The 18864-nt window shown below is 53.0% G+C and carries 16 protein-coding genes; 11 read left to right on the top strand and 5 right to left on the bottom strand.

What is annotated here, in order from left to right; genetic code table 11:
- Nucleotides 1-255: 255 nt before the first annotated feature.
- Both GW591_RS00655 and GW591_RS00660 read left to right on the top strand, forming a co-directional pair.
- Nucleotides 256-1593: an MFS transporter gene (locus GW591_RS00655; RefSeq protein ID WP_013574339.1), complete on the top strand. Its 1338-nt coding sequence runs from the start codon at nt 256-258 to the stop codon at nt 1591-1593.
- The gene (locus tag GW591_RS00660) at nt 1586-2932 is read left to right on the top strand and encodes an enolase C-terminal domain-like protein (RefSeq protein ID WP_153374826.1); all 1347 of its coding nucleotides are present in this window, start codon (nt 1586-1588) and stop codon (nt 2930-2932) included. Before GW591_RS00655 ends, GW591_RS00660 begins: the two co-directional genes overlap by 8 nt.
- A 37-nt stretch (nt 2933-2969) precedes the next feature.
- On the opposite strand, the gene GW591_RS00665 is transcribed toward GW591_RS00660, so the two are convergent.
- The 3 genes from GW591_RS00665 to GW591_RS00675 form a co-directional block, all read right to left on the bottom strand.
- Complete coding sequence (locus tag GW591_RS00665) at nt 2970-3173, bottom strand: hypothetical protein (RefSeq protein WP_013574341.1); 204 nt, start codon at nt 3171-3173, stop codon at nt 2970-2972.
- A gap of 135 nt (nt 3174-3308) precedes the next feature.
- Nucleotides 3309-4559 (bottom strand): L-lactate MFS transporter, encoded by a 1251-nt coding sequence (locus GW591_RS00670; protein ID WP_013574342.1) that lies wholly within the window; start codon nt 4557-4559, stop codon nt 3309-3311.
- Nucleotides 4560-4935: 376 nt separating this feature from the next.
- The gene (locus GW591_RS00675; RefSeq protein ID WP_013574343.1) at nt 4936-5712 is read right to left on the bottom strand and encodes an alpha/beta fold hydrolase; all 777 of its coding nucleotides are present in this window, start codon (nt 5710-5712) and stop codon (nt 4936-4938) included.
- Nucleotides 5713-5905: 193 nt separating this feature from the next.
- Between GW591_RS00675 and GW591_RS00680 the strand changes: the two genes are divergently transcribed.
- On the top strand, nt 5906-6304 hold the full coding sequence (locus GW591_RS00680; protein WP_015689469.1) for a hypothetical protein: 399 nt from the start codon (nt 5906-5908) through the stop codon (nt 6302-6304).
- 207 nt (nt 6305-6511) lie between these two features.
- Complete coding sequence (gene mrdA, locus GW591_RS00685; RefSeq protein WP_013574345.1) at nt 6512-8458, top strand: penicillin-binding protein 2; 1947 nt, start codon at nt 6512-6514, stop codon at nt 8456-8458.
- Nucleotides 8459-8471: 13 nt separating this feature from the next.
- On the opposite strand, the gene GW591_RS00690 is transcribed toward mrdA, so the two are convergent.
- Both GW591_RS00690 and GW591_RS00695 read right to left on the bottom strand, forming a co-directional pair.
- Entirely contained in the window at nt 8472-9239 is a 768-nt protein-coding gene (locus GW591_RS00690; RefSeq protein WP_013574346.1) for a hypothetical protein, read from the bottom strand.
- Between the two features lie 93 nt (nt 9240-9332).
- Nucleotides 9333-10055, bottom strand: coding sequence for a hypothetical protein (locus tag GW591_RS00695; RefSeq protein ID WP_013574347.1), 723 nt, complete (start codon nt 10053-10055; stop codon nt 9333-9335).
- A gap of 763 nt (nt 10056-10818) precedes the next feature.
- Between GW591_RS00695 and GW591_RS00700 the strand changes: the two genes are divergently transcribed.
- The 7 genes from GW591_RS00700 to GW591_RS00730 all read left to right on the top strand — a co-directional run bounded on the left by GW591_RS00700 (nt 10819) and on the right by GW591_RS00730 (nt 18823).
- Entirely contained in the window at nt 10819-12258 is a 1440-nt protein-coding gene (locus GW591_RS00700) for a sensor histidine kinase (RefSeq protein ID WP_015689470.1), read from the top strand.
- A complete protein-coding gene (qseG, locus tag GW591_RS00705) occupies nt 12258-13013 on the top strand; it encodes a two-component system QseEF-associated lipoprotein QseG (RefSeq protein WP_013574349.1) in 756 nt (251 codons plus the stop codon). The genes GW591_RS00700 and qseG overlap by 1 nt, the downstream gene beginning before the upstream one ends.
- Nucleotides 13010-14347 (top strand): two-component system response regulator GlrR, encoded by a 1338-nt coding sequence (glrR, locus tag GW591_RS00710; protein ID WP_013574350.1) that lies wholly within the window; start codon nt 13010-13012, stop codon nt 14345-14347. The genes qseG and glrR overlap by 4 nt, the downstream gene beginning before the upstream one ends.
- Nucleotides 14348-14501: 154 nt before the next feature.
- Nucleotides 14502-14840 (top strand): nitrogen regulatory protein P-II, encoded by a 339-nt coding sequence (glnB, locus tag GW591_RS00715; protein WP_013574351.1) that lies wholly within the window; start codon nt 14502-14504, stop codon nt 14838-14840.
- A gap of 419 nt (nt 14841-15259) precedes the next feature.
- Nucleotides 15260-15781 (top strand): sorbitol dehydrogenase family protein, encoded by a 522-nt coding sequence (locus GW591_RS00720; protein WP_013574352.1) that lies wholly within the window; start codon nt 15260-15262, stop codon nt 15779-15781.
- A 26-nt stretch (nt 15782-15807) separates the two neighbouring features.
- Nucleotides 15808-17409 carry a GMC family oxidoreductase gene (locus tag GW591_RS00725; RefSeq protein ID WP_166859945.1) on the top strand — a complete coding sequence of 534 codons (1602 nt, stop codon included), beginning with the start codon at nt 15808-15810 and terminating at the stop codon, nt 17407-17409.
- A gap of 10 nt (nt 17410-17419) precedes the next feature.
- Nucleotides 17420-18823 (top strand): cytochrome c, encoded by a 1404-nt coding sequence (locus GW591_RS00730; protein WP_166859946.1) that lies wholly within the window; start codon nt 17420-17422, stop codon nt 18821-18823.
- Nucleotides 18824-18864 lie beyond the last annotated feature (41 nt).

The following is an 18864-nucleotide window of genomic DNA, read 5'->3' on the forward strand; positions in this document are numbered from 1 at the left end:
TTATTTTAAGCAATGTGTCTGAGAAATCCCTTTCTGAACTGTGAAGCATCTCGCTAATCTGCCCAAAAGCAATGACGAAGCAGGGGAGATGATTGTGCTTATGCACATCGTTTAATGCATTGATAATATGCAGTAATAAGGCCAGTGAGTCCTTGCGGGTGATCAAAGCTTGGGCGACTGCACAATGGTAAATCCCGGTGTACACATCTTACTTAGTGTTGCAGTTGTTCATAATTTCAACGCTAAGGGAACACCATGAACGGTCATGAAAACAAAGCGGTACGCAGTGCAAACCGCAAATTCTTTGCCCGCACCATTCCGATGCTCATCCTGATGTTGATCATTAACCAAATCGACCGCACCAATGTCGGATTCATCAAGCATAGCCTGGAAACCGACGTAGGCATCAGCACGGCAGCGTTCGGTTTCGGTGCCGGGCTGTTCTTCGTCGGTTACGCGCTGTTTGAAATTCCCAGCAACATGCTGATGGACAAGTATGGCGCGCGTGTCTGGCTGACGCGCATCATGATCACCTGGGGTGCGGTGGTCTTTGCCATGGGCTTCGTCACCACACCGATGCAATTCTACGTGCTGCGGTTTCTGCTCGGTGTCGCTGAAGCCGGTTTCTTCCCTGGGATCCTGTTCTATTTCCGCAAATGGGTGCCGAATGTTTACCGCGGCCGTGCCACGGCTTTGATCCTCACCGGTTCAGCAGCCGCGTACTTGCTCTCCGGCCCGGTTACCGGTGGCCTGCTGGAATTGCATGACTTTATGGGATTGCCGGGCTGGCAGTGGGTGCTGTTTATCGAAGGTGCGCTGTCGGTGCTGGTAGGGATCGTGGCGGCATTCTTCCTGGTGTCGAAACCTGAAGAGGCAAAATGGCTGACTGCTGAAGAGAAACTTGCGCTGAGTAATGCGCTGAGCACGGAATCCAGTTCGCGTGATTTACATACGCAGGGGCAGTCGCGCTGGAAGCTGATCACTGACGGCAAAATGGCGTACCTGTGTTTCCTGTTCTTTGTGATGTGCATGACCGGTTACACGCTGGTGTTCTGGCAGCCGGAGATCATCGGCCGCATTCAGGGGCTTTCCCCCTTCCAGATCGGCATGCTGAATTCCGTTCCGTGGATTTGCGCCATTATCGCCATCAATATTCTTGGCCGCGTCAGCGACCGTTTCCGCGGCAGTCGCGAAACCATTCTGGCGCTGGCGTTGATTGTGGCTGCGATCGGCACCTGCCTGTGTACGGTCGGCAGTCCGTGGTTTGGTTTATTTGCGCTATGCGTGGTGTGTATCGGGACGAAATCCAGCGCGGTATTGTTCTGGCCGATCCCGCAAAGTCAGCTACCGTCATCCATCGTGGCGCCGGGGATTGCGCTGATCAATTCACTGGGCAATCTCGGCGGTTTCTTCGCACCGGCGGTGTTTGGTTATCTGCAACAAACCACCGGCAGCACCACTGCGGGTTTGTATATCCTCAGCGGAATTTCGGTTTTCGCCGCTATCACGCTGTTCTTCACCAAAACTCACCGCACGCCAACGCAACCTGAATATCACGCCCCGCAGGGAATGGAGCCAAAACGTCATGTCTGATACGCCTAAAATTGTCGAAATGCAGGTCATTCCGGTCGCCGGTTACGACAGCATGCTGCTGAACATTGCCGGTGCACATAACTGTTATTTCACCCGTATTTTGCTGGTGCTCAAAGACAGTGCCGGACATACCGGCGTGGGCGAAGCGCCCGCCACCGGCGTGGTGCTGAAGATCCTCAATGATGCCATCCCGCATATCGTCGGGCAGAAAATTGGCATCATGAATCAACTGGTGAGCGATTTGCACAAACGGGATCTGGAGGAAAACCGTCAGCCGAAACCGGTGCTGCCGGGCTTCCGGCCGTGGGATCTCGAACGTCATCACAATGCCGTCGCGGTTCTGGAAACCGCACTGCTGGATCTGATGGGGCAGTTTCTCAATCAGCCGGTGGCGCAACTGCTCGGCCCCGGTAAACAGCGCGATGAAGTGCCGGTGCTCGGTTATCTGTTTTATATTGCCGACCGGCAGAAAACCGATCTGGATTATCAGCCAGGAAAGGCGCTGGCGGGGCAGCATCTGTGGTATCACCTGCGTCATCAGGAGGCCATGAGCCACGAAAAAGTGGTGCAACTGGCGGAAGCGGCACAGGATAAATACGGTTTTAAAGATTTCAAACTTAAAGGCGGCGTGCAGGCGGGTGAAGTCGAAATAGAAACGGTCAGGGCACTGAAAAAACGCTTCCCGCAGGCGCGTATTACTGTGGACCCGAATGCGTCCTGGTCGCTGGATCAGGCGATTTCGCTGTGCAAAAACATGCACGGGATTTTGTCTTACGTTGAAGATCCGTGTGGCGCGGAGCAGGGGTTTTCCGGACGTGAAACGCTGGCGGAATTTAAGCGCGCCACCGGATTACCGGTCGCGACCAATATGATTGCCAACGACTGGCGGCAGATGAGCCATGCGCTGCAACTGAATGCGATCGATATCCCGCTGGCTGATCCCCATTACTGGTCGATGCGCGGGGCGAATACCATCGGCACATTATGTAATGCGTGGGGGCTGACGCTTGGCTGTCATTCGAACAATCACTTTGATGTGTCGCTGGCGATGCTGGCGCATCTCGGGGCGGCCGCGCCCGGCGAGATCACGCCATTTGATACACACTGGATCTGGCAGGAGGGACAGCATCTGACCAAAAACCCGTTGCAGATTAAAGACGGTAAACTGGCGCTGAATGAACTGCCGGGGCTGGGCGTTGAACTGGATATGGATGCCGTCGGCATCGCCCATCAGCGTTACAACAACCTGCGGCACAAAGATCGCGATGATGCGATCGCCATGCAGTATCTGATCCGCGGCTGGGCGTTTGACGGCAAGCGCGCCACTTTGGTTCGCTGACGTCGGGCTGACTGGCGTGTGGTGACTTAAGCGAGTTTTATTTCAAATAATCGGTGCGGGCGTTCAGTTTGTTATGCGCGCTGGCATCGATAGTTGTGGAAGGTCTGGTGCTGCTTTCGCTGGCTTTACGGTTCAGTTCAGAAGCCACTTCCTGAGCGCTGGAAGGGTAAGCCTGAGCGAAACTGTTGAACGTGGTCATTGAGATCATCAGGCCAAAAAGAGCGAGGGTAATGCGTTTCATTTTGCAGGTGTCCGGTCTGTTCACATTTTGTCATAAGGGTACGTGATTCAGCGGCCGATTTTATATGCTTTCTTCATAAGAAACGGGAGCTAATTGTGCTCCCGTTCATCATTTATGCTGTGCTCAGCTGCTGTGTTACACGTGCTGGAGCGTATTATGCGCTTCTTCTGACTTATTCGGTAAGCGAATTGTGGCAGAAAGAACCAATGACACAATCAATAATACAGTGATGATGCTGAAGGTCACTGCGAAGCCACCGAACAGGGAAGCCACCAGTGAGGCAAAGATGCTGCCGATACCGAAGCCCAGATACAGCAGGCCGTAGTTTTTGGTCATGTTGTTCAGGCCGAAGAAGTCGCTGACCAGTGAAGGGTAAACGGTGATGGTTCCACCGAAGCTGAAAGCGACGCAGGCCACGGAGAGGAAGAACATCATTTCGTTCATCTGGGTGAACAGCATCATGCTCATACCGGCCAGCGACACAATCTGCGCGATAGAGATAACGCGGATACGCTGCATTTTGTCAGACAACACACCCAACACCAGGCGGCCGCTCAGGTTAGCAATCGCAATCACGGTTACGGCGTTGGCGGCGGTCAGCGCATCCAGTTTAACCAGGCTTTGACCGATATCTTTCGCCACACCAATCACATACAAACCACTCATGCAGGCGGTCAGGAACATCAGCGCCAGCATCCAGTATTGCGGTGCACGAATGGCTTCGGCCAGGGTGAAATCACGGCTGTCGTTGCTGTTATCGTTCAGGGTGTTTTCCTCACGGGTGACGGCTGATGTTTCCTGTTTCGGCGCATCTTTCATCATCAGTGCGCCGGCAATCACCATCACCATCGCCACACCACCCCAGATCATGAAAGTGTTTTGCAAACCTTCCGTCGCCAGCAGATGACCGCAGACGAATTTGAATAACAGACTGCCCAGCCCGTAAGCACCGATTGAACAGGCTGAAATCATGCCTTTACGCTCAGGGAACCATTTCACGCAGTTGGTGAGGGTCAGCAGGTAACCGGCACCGTCCGCCAGACCGACCAGCACGCCGGCGCTGATGTACAGCATGATCACGTTATCGGAATGGGCGGTCAGCGCGAAACCGGCGGCCATCAGTAAACCGGCGGCGATGGTGACGGCACGCACACCAAACCGTTCCTGAAGTTTACCCGCAACGGAAGAGGCGAGAGCCAGACACAGACTCAGGATACCGAACGTCAGCGCAACGCGGCTGATCGGTTCGCCGAGTTTTTCGGACAACTGACCGTTAAAGAGACTCCAGGTATAAACGGAACCCAGTGCAAGCTGAGTAAGAATGGTACCGGCCAGTGTCAGCCAGCGGGTACGGTTGTCGTTCTGCATGCCAGATTTGTCACTCATAGTGGGTTCTCCCGAGCGAAGTAGATTCAATTAACTGTGGCTATGATAAGTCCGCGGAATGGATGCGGATGATTTGTGGAGTGAGATGCATGAGTTGCGGAATGAAATGCATCCATGACGGCATGAGTCGCCATTTTCTGGCTAAAATCAGCTCAAAATTGGACTTAAAACACCGCTGCAGGCCTTGCGGGGCGCGGGTTTTAGTTGATCTGGATCACTAATCTGTTATTTAGTTTTTTCAGGCAGGGTTACAAAGGTTTCGTTGTGTCACTGGCTGCATCAGAAAGATTCTGACCGGGGGAGTTTTAAACGATTAATTATTAATAAGGTGAAAAAAACGAGCCGTTTGAGCTCGTTTTTGTTTCTGCGTTCCGGTCTACAAGGCCCCGGTATTCAGCGCGGCATTAATCGCGGCCGCGACGCCGGTCGGGTTTTCCCACATCATCGAGTGACCGGCTTGCGGCACAATGGCGGTCTGAACACCATGTTGCGGCAAAACGGCGACATCCGGTTCAGGCAGTGAAAACTCACCAAACAACACCGTCGCAGGCATTTCAAGCTGATAAAGCTGTTCGCGCCATGATACCGTTTCCCCCTTTACCAGCCCGACCGCCTGACGGTGGATGGCCAGCGGCGAGGCGATGCTCATACATCCTGCCCAGATGTGATTATTCCCGCGTACGGCGACATCAATCAGATGTGTATGGCCCTCGCGCAGATATGCTTCTTCTGAATACTGAGTCACCGCGCGGCTGAAGGTGCCGCCGCCGGCATCCAGATTTGGCTCGGCGACAATCAGGCGCTGGATCAGGTCAGGGCGCTGCGCTGCCACCATAATGGCAATGCTGCCGCCCATGCTGTGACCGATTAAATTGACCTGTGGCACACCCAGGCTTTCCAGCCAGGCAATCACACAATCAGTATGCGCCCGGAGGCTGTAGCTGAAATCATCGGGTTTATCGCTGTAACCTGAACCGGCGAAATCCAGCAGCAGCGAGCGACGCGGGCGCAGGGAAGCATCTGTCGCCACCCGTGGAAAATCGCAGGAAGCTGCACAACCCAAGCCGTGTAAAAAGACCAGCGGCACACCCAGCCCTGGTAACTCGTGGAAACGTAACTGCATTTCCATACCGGGTACTTTGAACGATTTCATCTCAATCCTTTGTTAATCACTTAAGTGCAATCTGCGGATTATAGGCAGGATTTTTCTTAGCGGCAGTATAAAAAAGGGGTGAACACGCATCCGGGACTGGCGGCATCATCAATGATGGTGGATTTCCGTTAAGTCATTCAGCATGTGAATATTTTTTTTCCGGACTCTTTCTATCAGCCAGACAAGTGATAGCATGGAACCCTTGCTCACTTTATGGATTTATCTGATGGTCAGGTTAGGCAGTTTTGTGGCGGTTACCCTGGTGCTGGCGTCGTTTTCAGCATCTGCTGTCACTCAGTATCAATGTGTATTAACGCACCACACGCAGTCTGATGATGGCAACGATGTTTCTGAAGTCGTCAATAAAAACGCACAGGTCTATGATGCGGGTAATACGTTCAGCTTTTCTCCGGATGGCAGCAAAATGGTCACCAGCCCGGAACTGACGGACATCATCGGCAAAGACAATCAGCCCATGAAAGCCGGTGCACAAGATAACCTGATGTATATTCACGTAAAAGACAGTTTTGTTGTCGCCACGCAAACCGAAGGTTATGTTTACGGAGATTGCAAAGTGAATACCGCGAAGTAAAAATCCTGGCCACAGCATTTTCTGAATCCGGGCGTTACGTCTGTCCGCAACGCCCTGCAATAAATAGAAACACTCCTGCCAGTTCATTAGCACACTTCTTATAGTCGCCTGTTGCACGACGGGCTATCCTTGCGCACTTTTCCGGTCCCCACTTTTTTTCATTTTCGCCCGCTTCAAGAAGCAGACAAAAAAGGTATTTGCCCGCTTATGGCCTTACTTAACGACGAAATCCGCGACCATACTGCCGAGTCCGTCCTTTTCGTTCGTCGTGCCGTGATCGCATTTATGGTGGTGATCCTCCTGTCGTCTGCGCTGGTGTTTAACCTGTATCACCTGCAGGTGGGCATGCATGATTTTTATCAGACCCGCTCGAATCAGAATGACATCAAAATGCTGCCGATCGCGCCCAGTCGCGGGTTGATCATGGATCGCAACGGTGTCGTGCTGGCGCAAAATATCACCCTGTACCAGATTGAAGTCATCCCGGGAAAAGTGCCTGATCTCAACGCCACGCTGAATGCGCTGAAACCCATTGTCGATCTGACACAGGACGATCTGGACAGTTTTCACGATGCGATGATCCACGGACGTCGCTTTGCGCAGATCCCTCTGAAGCTGGCGCTGACGGATGTTGAAGTGGCGCGTTTTTCCGTCAATCAGTTTGATTTCCCCGGCGTCTCTATCAGCACCTATCAGCAGCGCCGTTATCCGTACGGTGCGGAACTGGCGCATGTTGTGGGTTATGTTTCGAAGATAAACGACAGAGATGCTAAACGCCTCGAGGCGGAGGGTATCGCTGAGAATTACGCGGCTGACCACGATATCGGTAAGCAGGGCGTTGAAAAATACTATGAAAACATTTTGCATGGGCGCACCGGATATCAGGAAGTCGAGGTAGATAACCACGGTCATGTGGTGCGTTTACTGAAAGAGGTTCCGCCGCAGGCCGGGCAAAATATCTATCTGACGCTTGATCTGGATTTGCAGCAGTACATCGAAAAAGTGCTGAAAGGGCAGCGTGCGGCAGTGGTGGTGATGGATCCGCGTGACGGCGGGATCAAAGCGATGGTCTCCAGCCCGAGTTATGATCCGAACCCGTTTGTGAACGGCATTTCCAGTAAGCAATACAGCGCGTTACTGAAGAACCCGGATCTGCCGCTGATCAACCGTGTGACCCAGGGGCTGTATCCGCCGGCCTCGACGGTGAAACCGTTTATGGCAACATCGGCGCTGTTTGAAGGGGTGATCACGCCACAAACCACGTTCTTTGGTGCGCCGACCTGGACGCTGCCGGGTACAGAACGGCATTACCGCGACTGGCTGAAAACCGGTCACGGCCTGCTGAATGTCACCAAAGCTATCGAAGAGTCCGCTGATACTTTCTTCTACCAGGTGGCCTATGAAATGGGCATCGATCGTATCCATACCTGGCTGAGCAAATTTGGTTACGGGCAGTCGACAGGTATTGATCTCGATGAGCAATATAACGGTGTGCTGCCGAGTCGTGAATGGAAACTGAAGGTACATAAAAAGGGCTGGTATCAGGGCGATACGGTGTCTGTCGGTATCGGTCAGGGCTACTGGGTGGCGACGCCGATCCAGATGGTGCGGGCGCTGAGCGCACTGGTGAACAACGGTAAACTGGAAACGCCTCACCTGTTATATTCCGCCAAAAGCGGCAAAGTGATCACGCCGTATAAAATGCCGCCGACGCAGCAAATCGCTGACCCGAAATCGCCCATCTGGGGCATCGTGAAAAACGGGATGTTCGGGATGGCTAATCTCCCGAATGGTACCGGTTATAAACTTTTCCACACCGCGCCTTATCAGATTGCGGCAAAATCCGGAACATCACAGGTATTCAGTCTGCGCGAAAATCAGGTGTATAACGCCAAAATGACGCCGGTACGTTTGCGCGACCATATTTTCTATACTGCGTTTGCGCCTTATAAACACCCGACGGTGGTGATGGCGCTGATCATGGAAAATGGCGGCGGTGATGGTGTGGTGGCCGGGCCGACCGCGCGGGCGATCCTCGACCATATTTTCCTGCCGCCGCAGGCGGTGATGTGTGATCCGGCCAAAGCGGATAATCCGGCAGACTGCGAACAACCGGTGCCGGCGCCAAATTCACTCGGTTTCAGTGAGCATTGATCCGGGCGTGTGATCAGAGCATTTCAAAGGGCACGTTGTTGAGCCGGGCAACGTGTTTTCCAATCTCTTCCGTGGTCTTCATGTGACCAGCAGGGACTTTACTGTAGTCAGGAGACTGCCTCTTATCGGCGCCTAACACTCTCGTCACCCGGATGCTTTGAGTTGCGGGGAGCCCGTCATAGAGATTCAGACCCTGGCGGCCGATAATCAGTATTTCATTGTGGGTAAATTGATTACGGATCACTTTATCTTGCGTCATGAGAGCCGCGGGGGTCAAAAGTTGCTGATAGCCACCCTCGCATCTGAAGTCACCTACCCCTCTTCCGCTCTGAATGCACTCCACAAGTCCATAGGGCTGGAGCACCCGCCCTTGGGGGTTACATCCTTCCCGTCCGGCATGGTTCATAAACCACACGTCACGCGGGAATGTCCCGAGGATATTTTGTCGGGGGACGTCAAGAACCAGCGCGATGTTGTGATACATCCCTGTGTAACGAAAAGACTCTGTCGTGAATTTTTTAATATCGTTTAAATCAACCAATGATGTGCTGAAGACATCCCAACTATTAAACAGGGAGGCTGCGTCCTGACGGCAGAACGGGCTTTCTTGCAGTTCAAAGGTATGGACCAAAACATGGCGCTCAGGCAGTACGGCCCAGCTTTGCAGTATGGCTGCTTTTTGCAGATTCCGCGCTTTTATTCTATCGCCCCGCTTTTCCCGCTCAGCTAAATACATTGCATGCGGCGATAATGTCGGGGTTTTCTTTTTGAAAAATGGCATGATATCAATCCTGAAATAGTCAATATTTTATTAAGTCTGCTTTCATCGTTATGGTGTTACATCAGGCGGGATCCTGTACTTATCGAAATTCCTTCAAACTATTTCGTATTCTAATTCGTTGATTTCCGCCACTTTAGCGGCGACTGTTTCTGGTGAGCCTGCATAATAGTCATACATGCTGTTACTCTCTGTTGGTTCGGCAACGACTATTTTGCGCACCCGGATCCTTTGTGTTGCCGGCAGACCTGCATATAACTTAACTCCCGGGCGACCAATAATGAGTACCTCATTATGTGATTCGATAGAGCGTGTTTTTTTATCTTCTGACAGAAGCGACTGAGGTGTCAGCAGTCGTTGATATCCACCTTCACAATGGTAATCTTCTTTGCCTTCTCCCCGGAATATCGCCCGACTCAGGGCTGAAGCATCGATAATTCTTCCCGCTGCATAGTCATTTTCACGCCCGATATGATTAGGAAACCAGACGTCAGTCGGATGCGTCCCAAGAATATTTTGCACCGGGACATCCAGAATTAAGGCTGTGGTGCAATACATCCCGGTATAGCGTTTAATTTTGGTTAAGGGTTTAATATCTTTTAAGTCAACCAACGAGGTGCTGATAATATCCCAACTGCTTAAAATAGACTCTGCGCGGTGCTGGCAAAAAGGACTTTCTTCACCCTCAAAGGCATGAACCAGCAAATAGTTTTTCGGCAGGGAACGCCAACTGTTGAGTATTTTTTCCTTATCTCCAGATGAATATTTAATATCCTGCTTTTTAATAAAATGAATTCCTGATTTTTTATGTGAAAACATAATAATCTCGCGGGTAAATTTTAGGGGAATATGGTGGGGAATATAACATATGAGTTTTTTTTAATGACTTAATCACTTCTTAAGAATAATGATATTGCAGCTTCTCTTTAACGGGAGGTATAAGCGGCCGTGAAACCGGCAGATTTTTTCATTGCGTATATTTTCTGCGACGGAAAGCCGTCATCCCCCTGCGAAACAGCGTGTGTCATAAAATGGCGACAATCACGTTATGTGCTGTCGTCATTTGGAGACATTTAAAATATTGATAATTAAGCGTTTGAATTACTTCATCGAATACTGTTGGGTTTTGGCGACACTCCGGGTGTTTTTTAAACGGGTTATTGCACGTCGTGCAGATGCCTGAAAACACATTTAAAATAAAAAACCTTTAAATTCATCTGCTTGATAATTAAGCTTTAAAGTTGGCACGCATCCTGCTAGAATCGGGCAGTTGCTCATTCACCTGATTATGATTGGCTCACGCGAAAGCGTTGATATGCTCATAATGTCCGAATGACGCCAAAGAAACGGTGCCTATCGTTCACCCGACCGATAATCGTTGCGCAAGCACGTTATCAAACATCGAACGACACGTTGAGTGAGGCACCACCTCTTCCGGTTTGCAGAACATCCGTCAGGATGTTCTGCAACACCAACCCCTCTGAAGTCTGCCTTTTTGTTTCCCAATCCTTTTACATATCCTCTCTGACACTGGCTGTTCAAACCGTTGTCCGCTAGCATGACGTTATCTGTGGTCAATGAGATGAATGCGTTGAAAAGAGGACGTTTATTCCCCGGCTCGTTACGTCAGCTGGTCTTAATGGCTTTCCTGCTGGTGATGCTGCCGTTGCTGGTGCTGGCCTATCAGGCCTATGACAGCCTGGATCAGCTCAGCCGGCAGGCGGCGCGTATCAACCGCACCACGCTGAGTGATGCGCGTCGCAGTGAATCGATGTCCGGCATCGCGCTGGAGATGGAGCGCAGCTACCGCCAGTATTGCGTCCTTGACGATCCGACCCTTTCCCGCCTTTATCAGAATCAGCACAAGCAATATGCCCAGTTGCTGGATGCCCATGCGTCTGTGCTGCCGGATTTACGCTATTACCAGACGTTGCGCACCTTACTGACTCAACTGACACAACCGGCCTGCCTGAATAACTCGCCGGATAAAGATTCCTCTGCACGGCTGGAAAATTTCTCGCGCACCAATGCCGAAATGGTTCAGGCGACGCGGGAAGTGGTGTTCTCGCGCGGACAGCAACTCCAGCGCGCGATTGCTGAACGTGGTCAGTTCTTTGGCTGGCAGGCGCTGGTACTTTTTCTGCTCAGTGGCGCGCTGGTGGTGCTGTTCACCCGCATGATTATCGGGCCGGTGAAAGGTGTTGAACGAATGATCAACCGGCTGGGCGAAGGGCGTAATCTGGGCGATGTGACCCGTTTTAAAGGGCCGCGGGAGATCCGCTCGCTGGTGCAGCGCATCGTCTGGCTGAGTGAACGTCTTGCCTGGCTGGAATCACAGCGCCACGAGTTCCTGCGCCATATTTCTCATGAACTTAAAACCCCGCTCGCCAGTATGCGTGAAGGCACCGAACTGCTGGCAGATGAAGTGGCCGGGCCGCTGACGCCGGATCAAAAAGAGGTGGTGGCTATCCTCAATAGCAGCAGCCGTCACCTGCAAACGCTGATTGAACAACTGCTCGATTACAACCGCAAGCTGGCTGATGCGCCGACGCTGAGTGTGTTTGTCGATCTTAAAGCGCTGGTGGATGACGTCGTAACGGCTAACAGCCTGCCCGCCCGCGCCAAGAAAATCCGCAGTGAAGTGATTATCGGTGCACCCCGGTGTCTGGCGGAACCGACCTTACTGAGGCGGGTGCTGGATAATCTCTATTCCAATGCGGTGCACTACGGGGCTGAATCCGGTACTATTTGGGTCCGTAGCCGGCAGGAAAACGGACGGGTGATAATCGAGGTGGCGAACACCGGAATACCGATCCCGCAGGCCGAGCGCACGATGATTTTTGAACCTTTTTACCAGGGTAGCCAGCAGAGGAAAGGGGCTGTAAAAGGCAGCGGTCTGGGGTTGAGTATTGCTCAGGACTGTATTCGCCGCATGCATGGAGAGCTGCAACTGGTTGCCGTTGAGGATGCGGACGTCTGTTTTCGTATCGAATTGCCCCTGACGGCTGAGAAGAATGAATAATGATGAAATTTTCAGGCTGGCTGCATGTGTTGTTACGCTGCCGGGTAATCTTATTGAGCATACCGCTGGTGCTTGCAGGCTGCGCGCCGCATTCCGCCAGTAACCCCTATTATCAGCAAGTTTCCGATCAGGTCGTGCCTGACAGCAAAGTGATCGACTTTCGCATTGCGCCCTGTGAAACCCTCTGGGCGCTGGATGACAGCGACGCGCTGACCAATTCGCTGTACTGGTTACGGGCGATGGACTGCGCTGACCGGATGAGTGATGCGCAGGCGCGTTACCAGGCGCAGCAGATCCCGGCCACAAGTTGGGAACAGGTGTTTAAACAAAGCATCCTGCTTGCCGGTGCGGATCCCGATCAGCAACAGCGTCGCGCATTGCTGGCGAAAGTGAGCGAGTACCGTGGCCAGATGCCGGGTTCGATTCGCCCGCTGGTGCAGTTATGGCGTGAACGTCAGAATTTGCAGGTGGTGCTGGGGGATGAAAAAGCCCGCAACGCCCGTCAGCAGGTGATGAATGAAGAAAAACTTCAGACGATGATCGCCGGACAGCAGGTGCTGGAAAACAATCTTGCGGATACGCGGCGTAAACTGGAAAACCTGACCGACATTGAGCGTCAGCTTTCCTCGCGTAAACAAATTCAGGGAGATTTGCCGGATAACGACGCCAGCGTACCTGCGAAAGCGACATCCGGTAAGCCGGTCAAACCTGCCGAAACCTATGCGCCGCCCGCTAAGGATCAGAACGCCAAATGACGATACGTAAAGCTGCCAGCTTATTGCTGGTTGATGACGATCCCAGCCTGTTAAAACTGTTGGGCATGCGCCTGACCAGCGAAGGTTTTCGCGTCACCACGGCGGAAAGCGGCGCTGAAGCGTTGCGTTTGCTGCATCGCGAACGTATTGATCTGGTGCTGAGCGATTTGCGCATGGATGAAATGGACGGCATGGCGCTTTTCGCCGAAATCCAGAAATTCCAGCCCGGCATGCCGGTGATCATTCTGACGGCACACGGTTCTATTCCCGATGCGGTCGCCGCCACCCAGCAGGGCGTATTTGGATTTCTCACCAAGCCGGTTGACCGCGATGCGCTGTATAAAGCTATCGATGAAGCGCTGGCGCAGTCCAGCCCGTCAGTCGATGAAAGCTGGCGCGAATCGATTGTCACCCGCAGCCCGATTATGTTGCGTCTGCTTGAACAGGCCAATATGGTCGCACAGTCTGATGTCAGCGTGCTGATTAACGGCCAAAGCGGCACCGGTAAAGAAGTGCTGGCGCAGGCCATTCACGGTGCCAGCCCGCGCGGCAAGAAAGCCTTTATTGCCATTAACTGTGGCGCATTGCCGGAACAGTTGCTGGAATCCGAATTATTCGGTCATGCCAAAGGGGCGTTTACTGGCGCGGTGAGCAGCCGTGAAGGTCTTTTCCAGGCAGCGACCGGCGGCACGTTATTCCTTGATGAAATCGGCGATATGCCCTTGTCGCTGCAGGTGAAATTGCTGCGCGTGTTGCAGGAACGCAAGGTGCGCCCGCTGGGCAGCAATCAGGATGTCGATGTGGATGTGCGCATTATTTCTGCGACGCACCGTGATTTGCCAAAAGCGATGGAGAAGGGTGAGTTTCGCGAAGACCTGTTTTATCGCCTCAATGTCGTCAGCCTGAAGCTGCCGACGTTGAGTGAAAGATCAGAAGACATTCCGCTGCTGGCCAATCATCTGCTGCGTGTTGCGGCGCAGCGACATAAACCTTTTGTGCGCAGTTTTTCGACGGATGCGCTGAAACGGCTGATGGCTGCCAGCTGGCCGGGCAATGTGCGCCAGTTAGTGAACGTCATCGAGCAATGTGTGGCGCTGACGTCTGCACCGGTGATCAGCGAAGCGCTGGTGCAACAGGCGCTGGAAGGTGAAAATACCGCGCTGCCAACGTTTGCCGATGCACGTAATCAGTTCGAGCTGAATTATCTGCGCAAGTTGCTGCAAATCACCAAAGGCAACGTGACGCAGGCAGCACGTATTGCCGGGCGTAACCGCACCGAGTTTTACAAGTTGCTGTCCCGTCATGAATTAGAAGCGACCGATTTTAAAGAGTAACGGGAATTTACTTTCAGAGGCTTGAGGTACATTCCTGCCGCTGAACTATGATACCTTTAGCGCCTTCGCATGCCTCCGGCATCCGAAACCAGATTGTGAACCATGCTGCCGCTCAGGAAGGCGGAGAGCAAACGAATGATTATAAGGGTCCGCCATGAAAAAGATTGATGCGATTATCAAGCCATTCAAACTCGACGATGTCCGTGAAGCACTGGCTGAAGTCGGGATTACCGGGATGACCGTGACCGAAGTGAAAGGCTTTGGCCGTCAGAAAGGTCACACAGAACTGTACCGTGGTGCGGAATACATGGTCGATTTCCTGCCAAAAGTGAAAATCGAAATTGTCGTGGCGGATGACATCGTGGATACCTGCGTGGAAACTATTATGACCACCGCGCAGACCGGTAAAATCGGCGACGGTAAAATCTTCGTGTTTGATGTGGCGCGTGTGGTGCGTATCCGTACCGGCGAGCAGGACGAAGAAGCGATTTAATGTTTCATCAGGGCGGGTAATACGATGTTACCGGCCCTGAGTTTTTCCTCTGTTATTCCCCGTTTCCTCCTTCCTGTCTTGTTATACCAATCTTTTTTTAACCACATCACTTCTCAACTCTTTGTTTATCCAGTTCTTAGCGGTTAATTCTGTTCATCAGCCCCCAAAGTTCCTCTCCGCCAATAACCACAAAAAATGCTATTTGTTAGTTTTGTGTGAAATTTGTGGGGTTTTTATTGTGACTTCATTGAAAAAGTGAGAGTAAAATCACGTTTGTTGTTATACCAGTTCAGATAACCTGTCAGATACGTTGTAATCACCCACTAAAACAATTCAGGGTGAAAGTATCAGGCGGCCGGAACTGGTGTGGATTGATCTCCGTTGATCGTGGTTTTCACACCCATTCAGAAGGCTTTGCAATGTCACAACCAGAAAAACCCATACGCATTTCCCGGCGCGTATTTTTAGGGGGCGCACTGGCGGCGCTTTCCGTTCCGTTGATGAATAAGCTGCTGCTCAGCCCGGTCTATGCCGCGCCGGTTGCCGGTTTGTCACAGGCAAAACAGGATTTCACCCAACTCTCGCTGTATCTGACCGGTCACGACCGGCTGGACCTGGCCCTTTCTGAACGTTATTACCAGACGATGTTAGCGCTGTATCCGGACTTCACCGCGCAGGTTCAGGCGTTGCAGGCGTTTATTACGGCGAATCACATTGATGCCGCTGAACTGCAAAAAGCGCTCGATGCACAGCAGCCCGCGCTGGCGAAATTGCCGCGCAGCATTCTTCAGGCGTGGTATCTCGGTGTGGTCGGCGATGGCAAACAGGCGGTTTGTCTGGCGTATGAAAATGCGCTGATGAATGTTGCGGTTCGCGATCACCTCAATCCGCCGAGTTATGCCTACGGCGCTTACGGCACCTGGGCAAAACAGCCTGTCTGAAAATAACGTTCAAAAAGGGTTAAACAATGAGTGAACAACTTTCCGCTGACGTCGTCGTCATCGGCTCGGGGATCTGCGGCTCGCTGGTCGCACAGCGTCTGGCAAAACAGGGCATCTCCGTCATTATTCTCGAATCCGGCCCGCGTATTGATCGCGGTACGCTGACTGAAAACTTCCGTAATTCGCCGCGCAAAAAAGACTTTATGTCGCCATATCCGTACTCGGACTGGTCACCGCATCCGGTATATAAACCGGAAGATAATGATTATCTGCAACAGCAGGGGCCGTATCCTTTCCCGGCGGAATACATCCGCATTATGGGCGGCACGACCTGGCACTGGGCGGCGCAGGCATGGCGTGTTCTGCCTAATGATATGAAGATTAAAACACTGTACGGCGTCGGGCGTGACTGGCCGTTGTCGTACGAAGAGCTGGAACCGTTTTATTACGAAGCCGAAGTGAAAATGGGCGTGTCCGGTGCGCCGAATAACGGTTCACCGCGCAGCCAGCCCTTCCCGATGGAACCGGTCGCTGAATCCTGGCTGCAACAGCGTTTCCGCGAGCGTCTGGCACCGGGCGGTTATGAGGTGATCGTTAACACCACCGCCCGTAACAGCCGTAACTATGACGGCCGTCCTGCCTGCTGTGGTAACAACAACTGCATGCCGATTTGCCCGATTGACGCGCAATATCACGGCGGCATCGCCGCGCAGGCGGCTGAAGTGGCGGGTGCAAAACTGATCACCAGCGCGGTGGTTTACCGTCTGGAGCATGATGAGAAAGGCCGTATTGTTGCCGCGCATTATTACGACCCGGATAAAGGCGAACATAAAGTTACGGCGAAAAACTTTGTGCTGGCGGCGAACGGCATCGAAAGTCCGAAACTGCTGCTGATCTCCGCCAGCGATAAATATCCTGACGGGCTGGCAAACAGTTCCGGCACCGTCGGGCGTCATCTGATGGATCACCCGAGTAACTCACTGACCTTCGAAACCGAAGAACCGTTGTGGGCGGGGCGCGGGCCAATGAGTCCGGCGTCTATCAACAGCCTGCGCGACGGCGATTTCCGTAAAGATTACGCCTCGTTCCGTATCGATATCGCCAACTCATCTCAGGTGCAGTCGGTAACGCAAGATCTGCTGGCGGAAGGCGTTTACGGCATCAGCCTGGATAACGAAATTCGTCGCCGTGCCTCGCACCAGACCAGCCTGAAAAACGTGATGGAGCAGTTGCCGAATTACGATAACCGCATCATTCTCAGCGACAAAAAAGACAAACTGGGTATCCCGAAACCGGCAGCGATTTACCACATGGACGATTATGTGCATCGCGGTATGGCGCGCGCAGTGAAGGAATATACCGAGATCGCCAGACTGATGGGCGGCACCAATTTGCGCTTCAGCAAGCCGGGCGTTTATGGCAACAACCAGCATATTACCGGCACGATGAGCATGGGGCATGACCCGAAAGATTCCGTGGTGGATGCGTTCGGACGTACTCATGACCATGAAAATCTGTTCATCACCAGTACCGGTGTCATGCCGACCTCGGCCACGGTCAATTCGACGCTGACCGCTGTCGCACTGGCGTTACGCACTGCTGATCATCTTGCCAAAACTGCGCTATAGGCTGACTGACATGACTCTGAATCGTTTAACTCAAAAACGTCTGACGGGCGCGTTGCTGGCCTTTGGCCTGAGCCTGACGGCGGGCACAGCTTATGCCGCGTTATCGCCGGAACAGGATGCGCTGATCAGGAAAGGCGAATATGTCGCGGTCGCCGGGGACTGCGTGGCCTGTCACTCCACCGAAGGCGGCAAACCGTTCGCCGGTGGCCTCGGACTGGCAACGCCACTGGGCACTATTTACTCGAGCAACATTACACCGTCTAAAAAAGACGGTATCGGCAATTACACGCTGGAGCAATTTGAACACGCGGTGCGTGATGGCGTGCGCGGTGATGGTGCGAATCTGTATCCGGCGATGCCGTACACCTCGTATGCCAAAATCAGCGATGACGACATGAAAGCGCTGTACGCCTACTTTATGCAGGGCGTGGAGCCGGTGGATGTGCCGTCAACGCCGACGGCGCTGCCGTTCCCGTTCAACGTGCGTTTGTCGATGGCAGGCTGGAATTTACTGTTCCTCGAAAAAGGCGCGTTTAAAGCCGATCCGTCGAAAAGCGATCAGGTCAACCGTGGCGCGTATCTCGGCGAGGCACTGGCGCACTGCAGCACCTGCCATACGCCGCGTAATGCGCTGATGGCCGAGCAGGGCGATAAAGCGCTGGGCGGCAGCAGTCTGGGCACCTGGTTCGCGCCGAACATTACGTCGGATGCGGTCAGCGGGATTGGCAACTGGAGCACCGGTGAGATCGCCGGTTACCTGAAAACCGGTCACGCGCCGGGTAAAGCGCAGGCGGCAGGGCCGATGGCGGAAGCGATCGACCATAGCCTCAGCCATCTGAGTGACAGCGATTTGCAGGCAATTGCCGTCTGGCTGAAACAGACCACGCCGGTCAGTCAGCAAGGGCAGGCGAGAGCCGCAGACCAGTTCGGATCACCGGCAAATTATGCCGATACTTTGCGTGGTGTTCCGCGTCCGGCTGATGCCGATAAAATGAGTGGCTGGCAGGTTTATGATGGCTATTGTGCCAGTTGCCATCAGCCCGACGGCCGTGGCAGCAAGGACGGTGGCCTGCCGTCGCTGATCAATAATACAGCGCTCGGGCACCTGAACAGCGACAACCTGGTGATGGCGATTCTGCATGGCGTGCAGCGCGGGCCGGAAAGCAAAGATGTCGCGATGCCAGCGTTTGAGCATTTACTGTCGGATACGCAGGTCGCTACGCTGAGCAATCAGTTGTTGCGGCAGTTTGGTAACGATCAGGCGAAAGTGACATCTGACCGCGTGAAAGAATTGCGTGCAGGTGGCAAACCTTCGCCGTTGCTTGAACTGGCGCACTGGGGCATGGGCATTGCGGGACTTGTGGTTATCCTGCTGATTGCGCTGTTCTTTGTACGTCGCCGACGTCGTCATTAATCTGTACTGAACAGCAATAAAAAAGGCTGACATTCTGTGTC

Origin of the sequence: Rahnella aceris (assembly GCF_011684115.1) — a bacterium.
GTDB lineage: Bacteria > Pseudomonadota > Gammaproteobacteria > Enterobacterales > Enterobacteriaceae > Rahnella > Rahnella aceris.

Excerpts from the sequence above, each read along its gene's own strand:
- GW591_RS00655 (WP_013574339.1), top strand. The coding sequence starts at position 256 with ATGAACGGTCATGAAAACAAAGCGGTACGCAGTGCAAACCGCAAATTC.
- GW591_RS00660 (WP_153374826.1), top strand. The coding sequence starts at position 1,586 with ATGTCTGATACGCCTAAAATTGTCGAAATGCAGGTCATTCCGGTCGCC.
- GW591_RS00665 (WP_013574341.1), bottom strand. The coding sequence starts at position 3,173 with ATGAAACGCATTACCCTCGCTCTTTTTGGCCTGATGATCTCAATGACC.
- GW591_RS00670 (WP_013574342.1), bottom strand. The coding sequence starts at position 4,559 with ATGAGTGACAAATCTGGCATGCAGAACGACAACCGTACCCGCTGGCTG.
- GW591_RS00675 (WP_013574343.1), bottom strand. The coding sequence starts at position 5,712 with ATGAAATCGTTCAAAGTACCCGGTATGGAAATGCAGTTACGTTTCCAC.
- GW591_RS00680 (WP_015689469.1), top strand. The coding sequence starts at position 5,906 with ATGGAACCCTTGCTCACTTTATGGATTTATCTGATGGTCAGGTTAGGC.
- mrdA (WP_013574345.1), top strand. The coding sequence starts at position 6,512 with ATGGCCTTACTTAACGACGAAATCCGCGACCATACTGCCGAGTCCGTC.
- GW591_RS00690 (WP_013574346.1), bottom strand. The coding sequence starts at position 9,239 with ATGCCATTTTTCAAAAAGAAAACCCCGACATTATCGCCGCATGCAATG.
- GW591_RS00695 (WP_013574347.1), bottom strand. The coding sequence starts at position 10,055 with ATGTTTTCACATAAAAAATCAGGAATTCATTTTATTAAAAAGCAGGAT.
- GW591_RS00700 (WP_015689470.1), top strand. The coding sequence starts at position 10,819 with ATGAATGCGTTGAAAAGAGGACGTTTATTCCCCGGCTCGTTACGTCAG.
- qseG (WP_013574349.1), top strand. The coding sequence starts at position 12,258 with ATGATGAAATTTTCAGGCTGGCTGCATGTGTTGTTACGCTGCCGGGTA.
- glrR (WP_013574350.1), top strand. The coding sequence starts at position 13,010 with ATGACGATACGTAAAGCTGCCAGCTTATTGCTGGTTGATGACGATCCC.
- glnB (WP_013574351.1), top strand. The coding sequence starts at position 14,502 with ATGAAAAAGATTGATGCGATTATCAAGCCATTCAAACTCGACGATGTC.
- GW591_RS00720 (WP_013574352.1), top strand. The coding sequence starts at position 15,260 with ATGTCACAACCAGAAAAACCCATACGCATTTCCCGGCGCGTATTTTTA.
- GW591_RS00725 (WP_166859945.1), top strand. The coding sequence starts at position 15,808 with ATGAGTGAACAACTTTCCGCTGACGTCGTCGTCATCGGCTCGGGGATC.
- GW591_RS00730 (WP_166859946.1), top strand. The coding sequence starts at position 17,420 with ATGACTCTGAATCGTTTAACTCAAAAACGTCTGACGGGCGCGTTGCTG.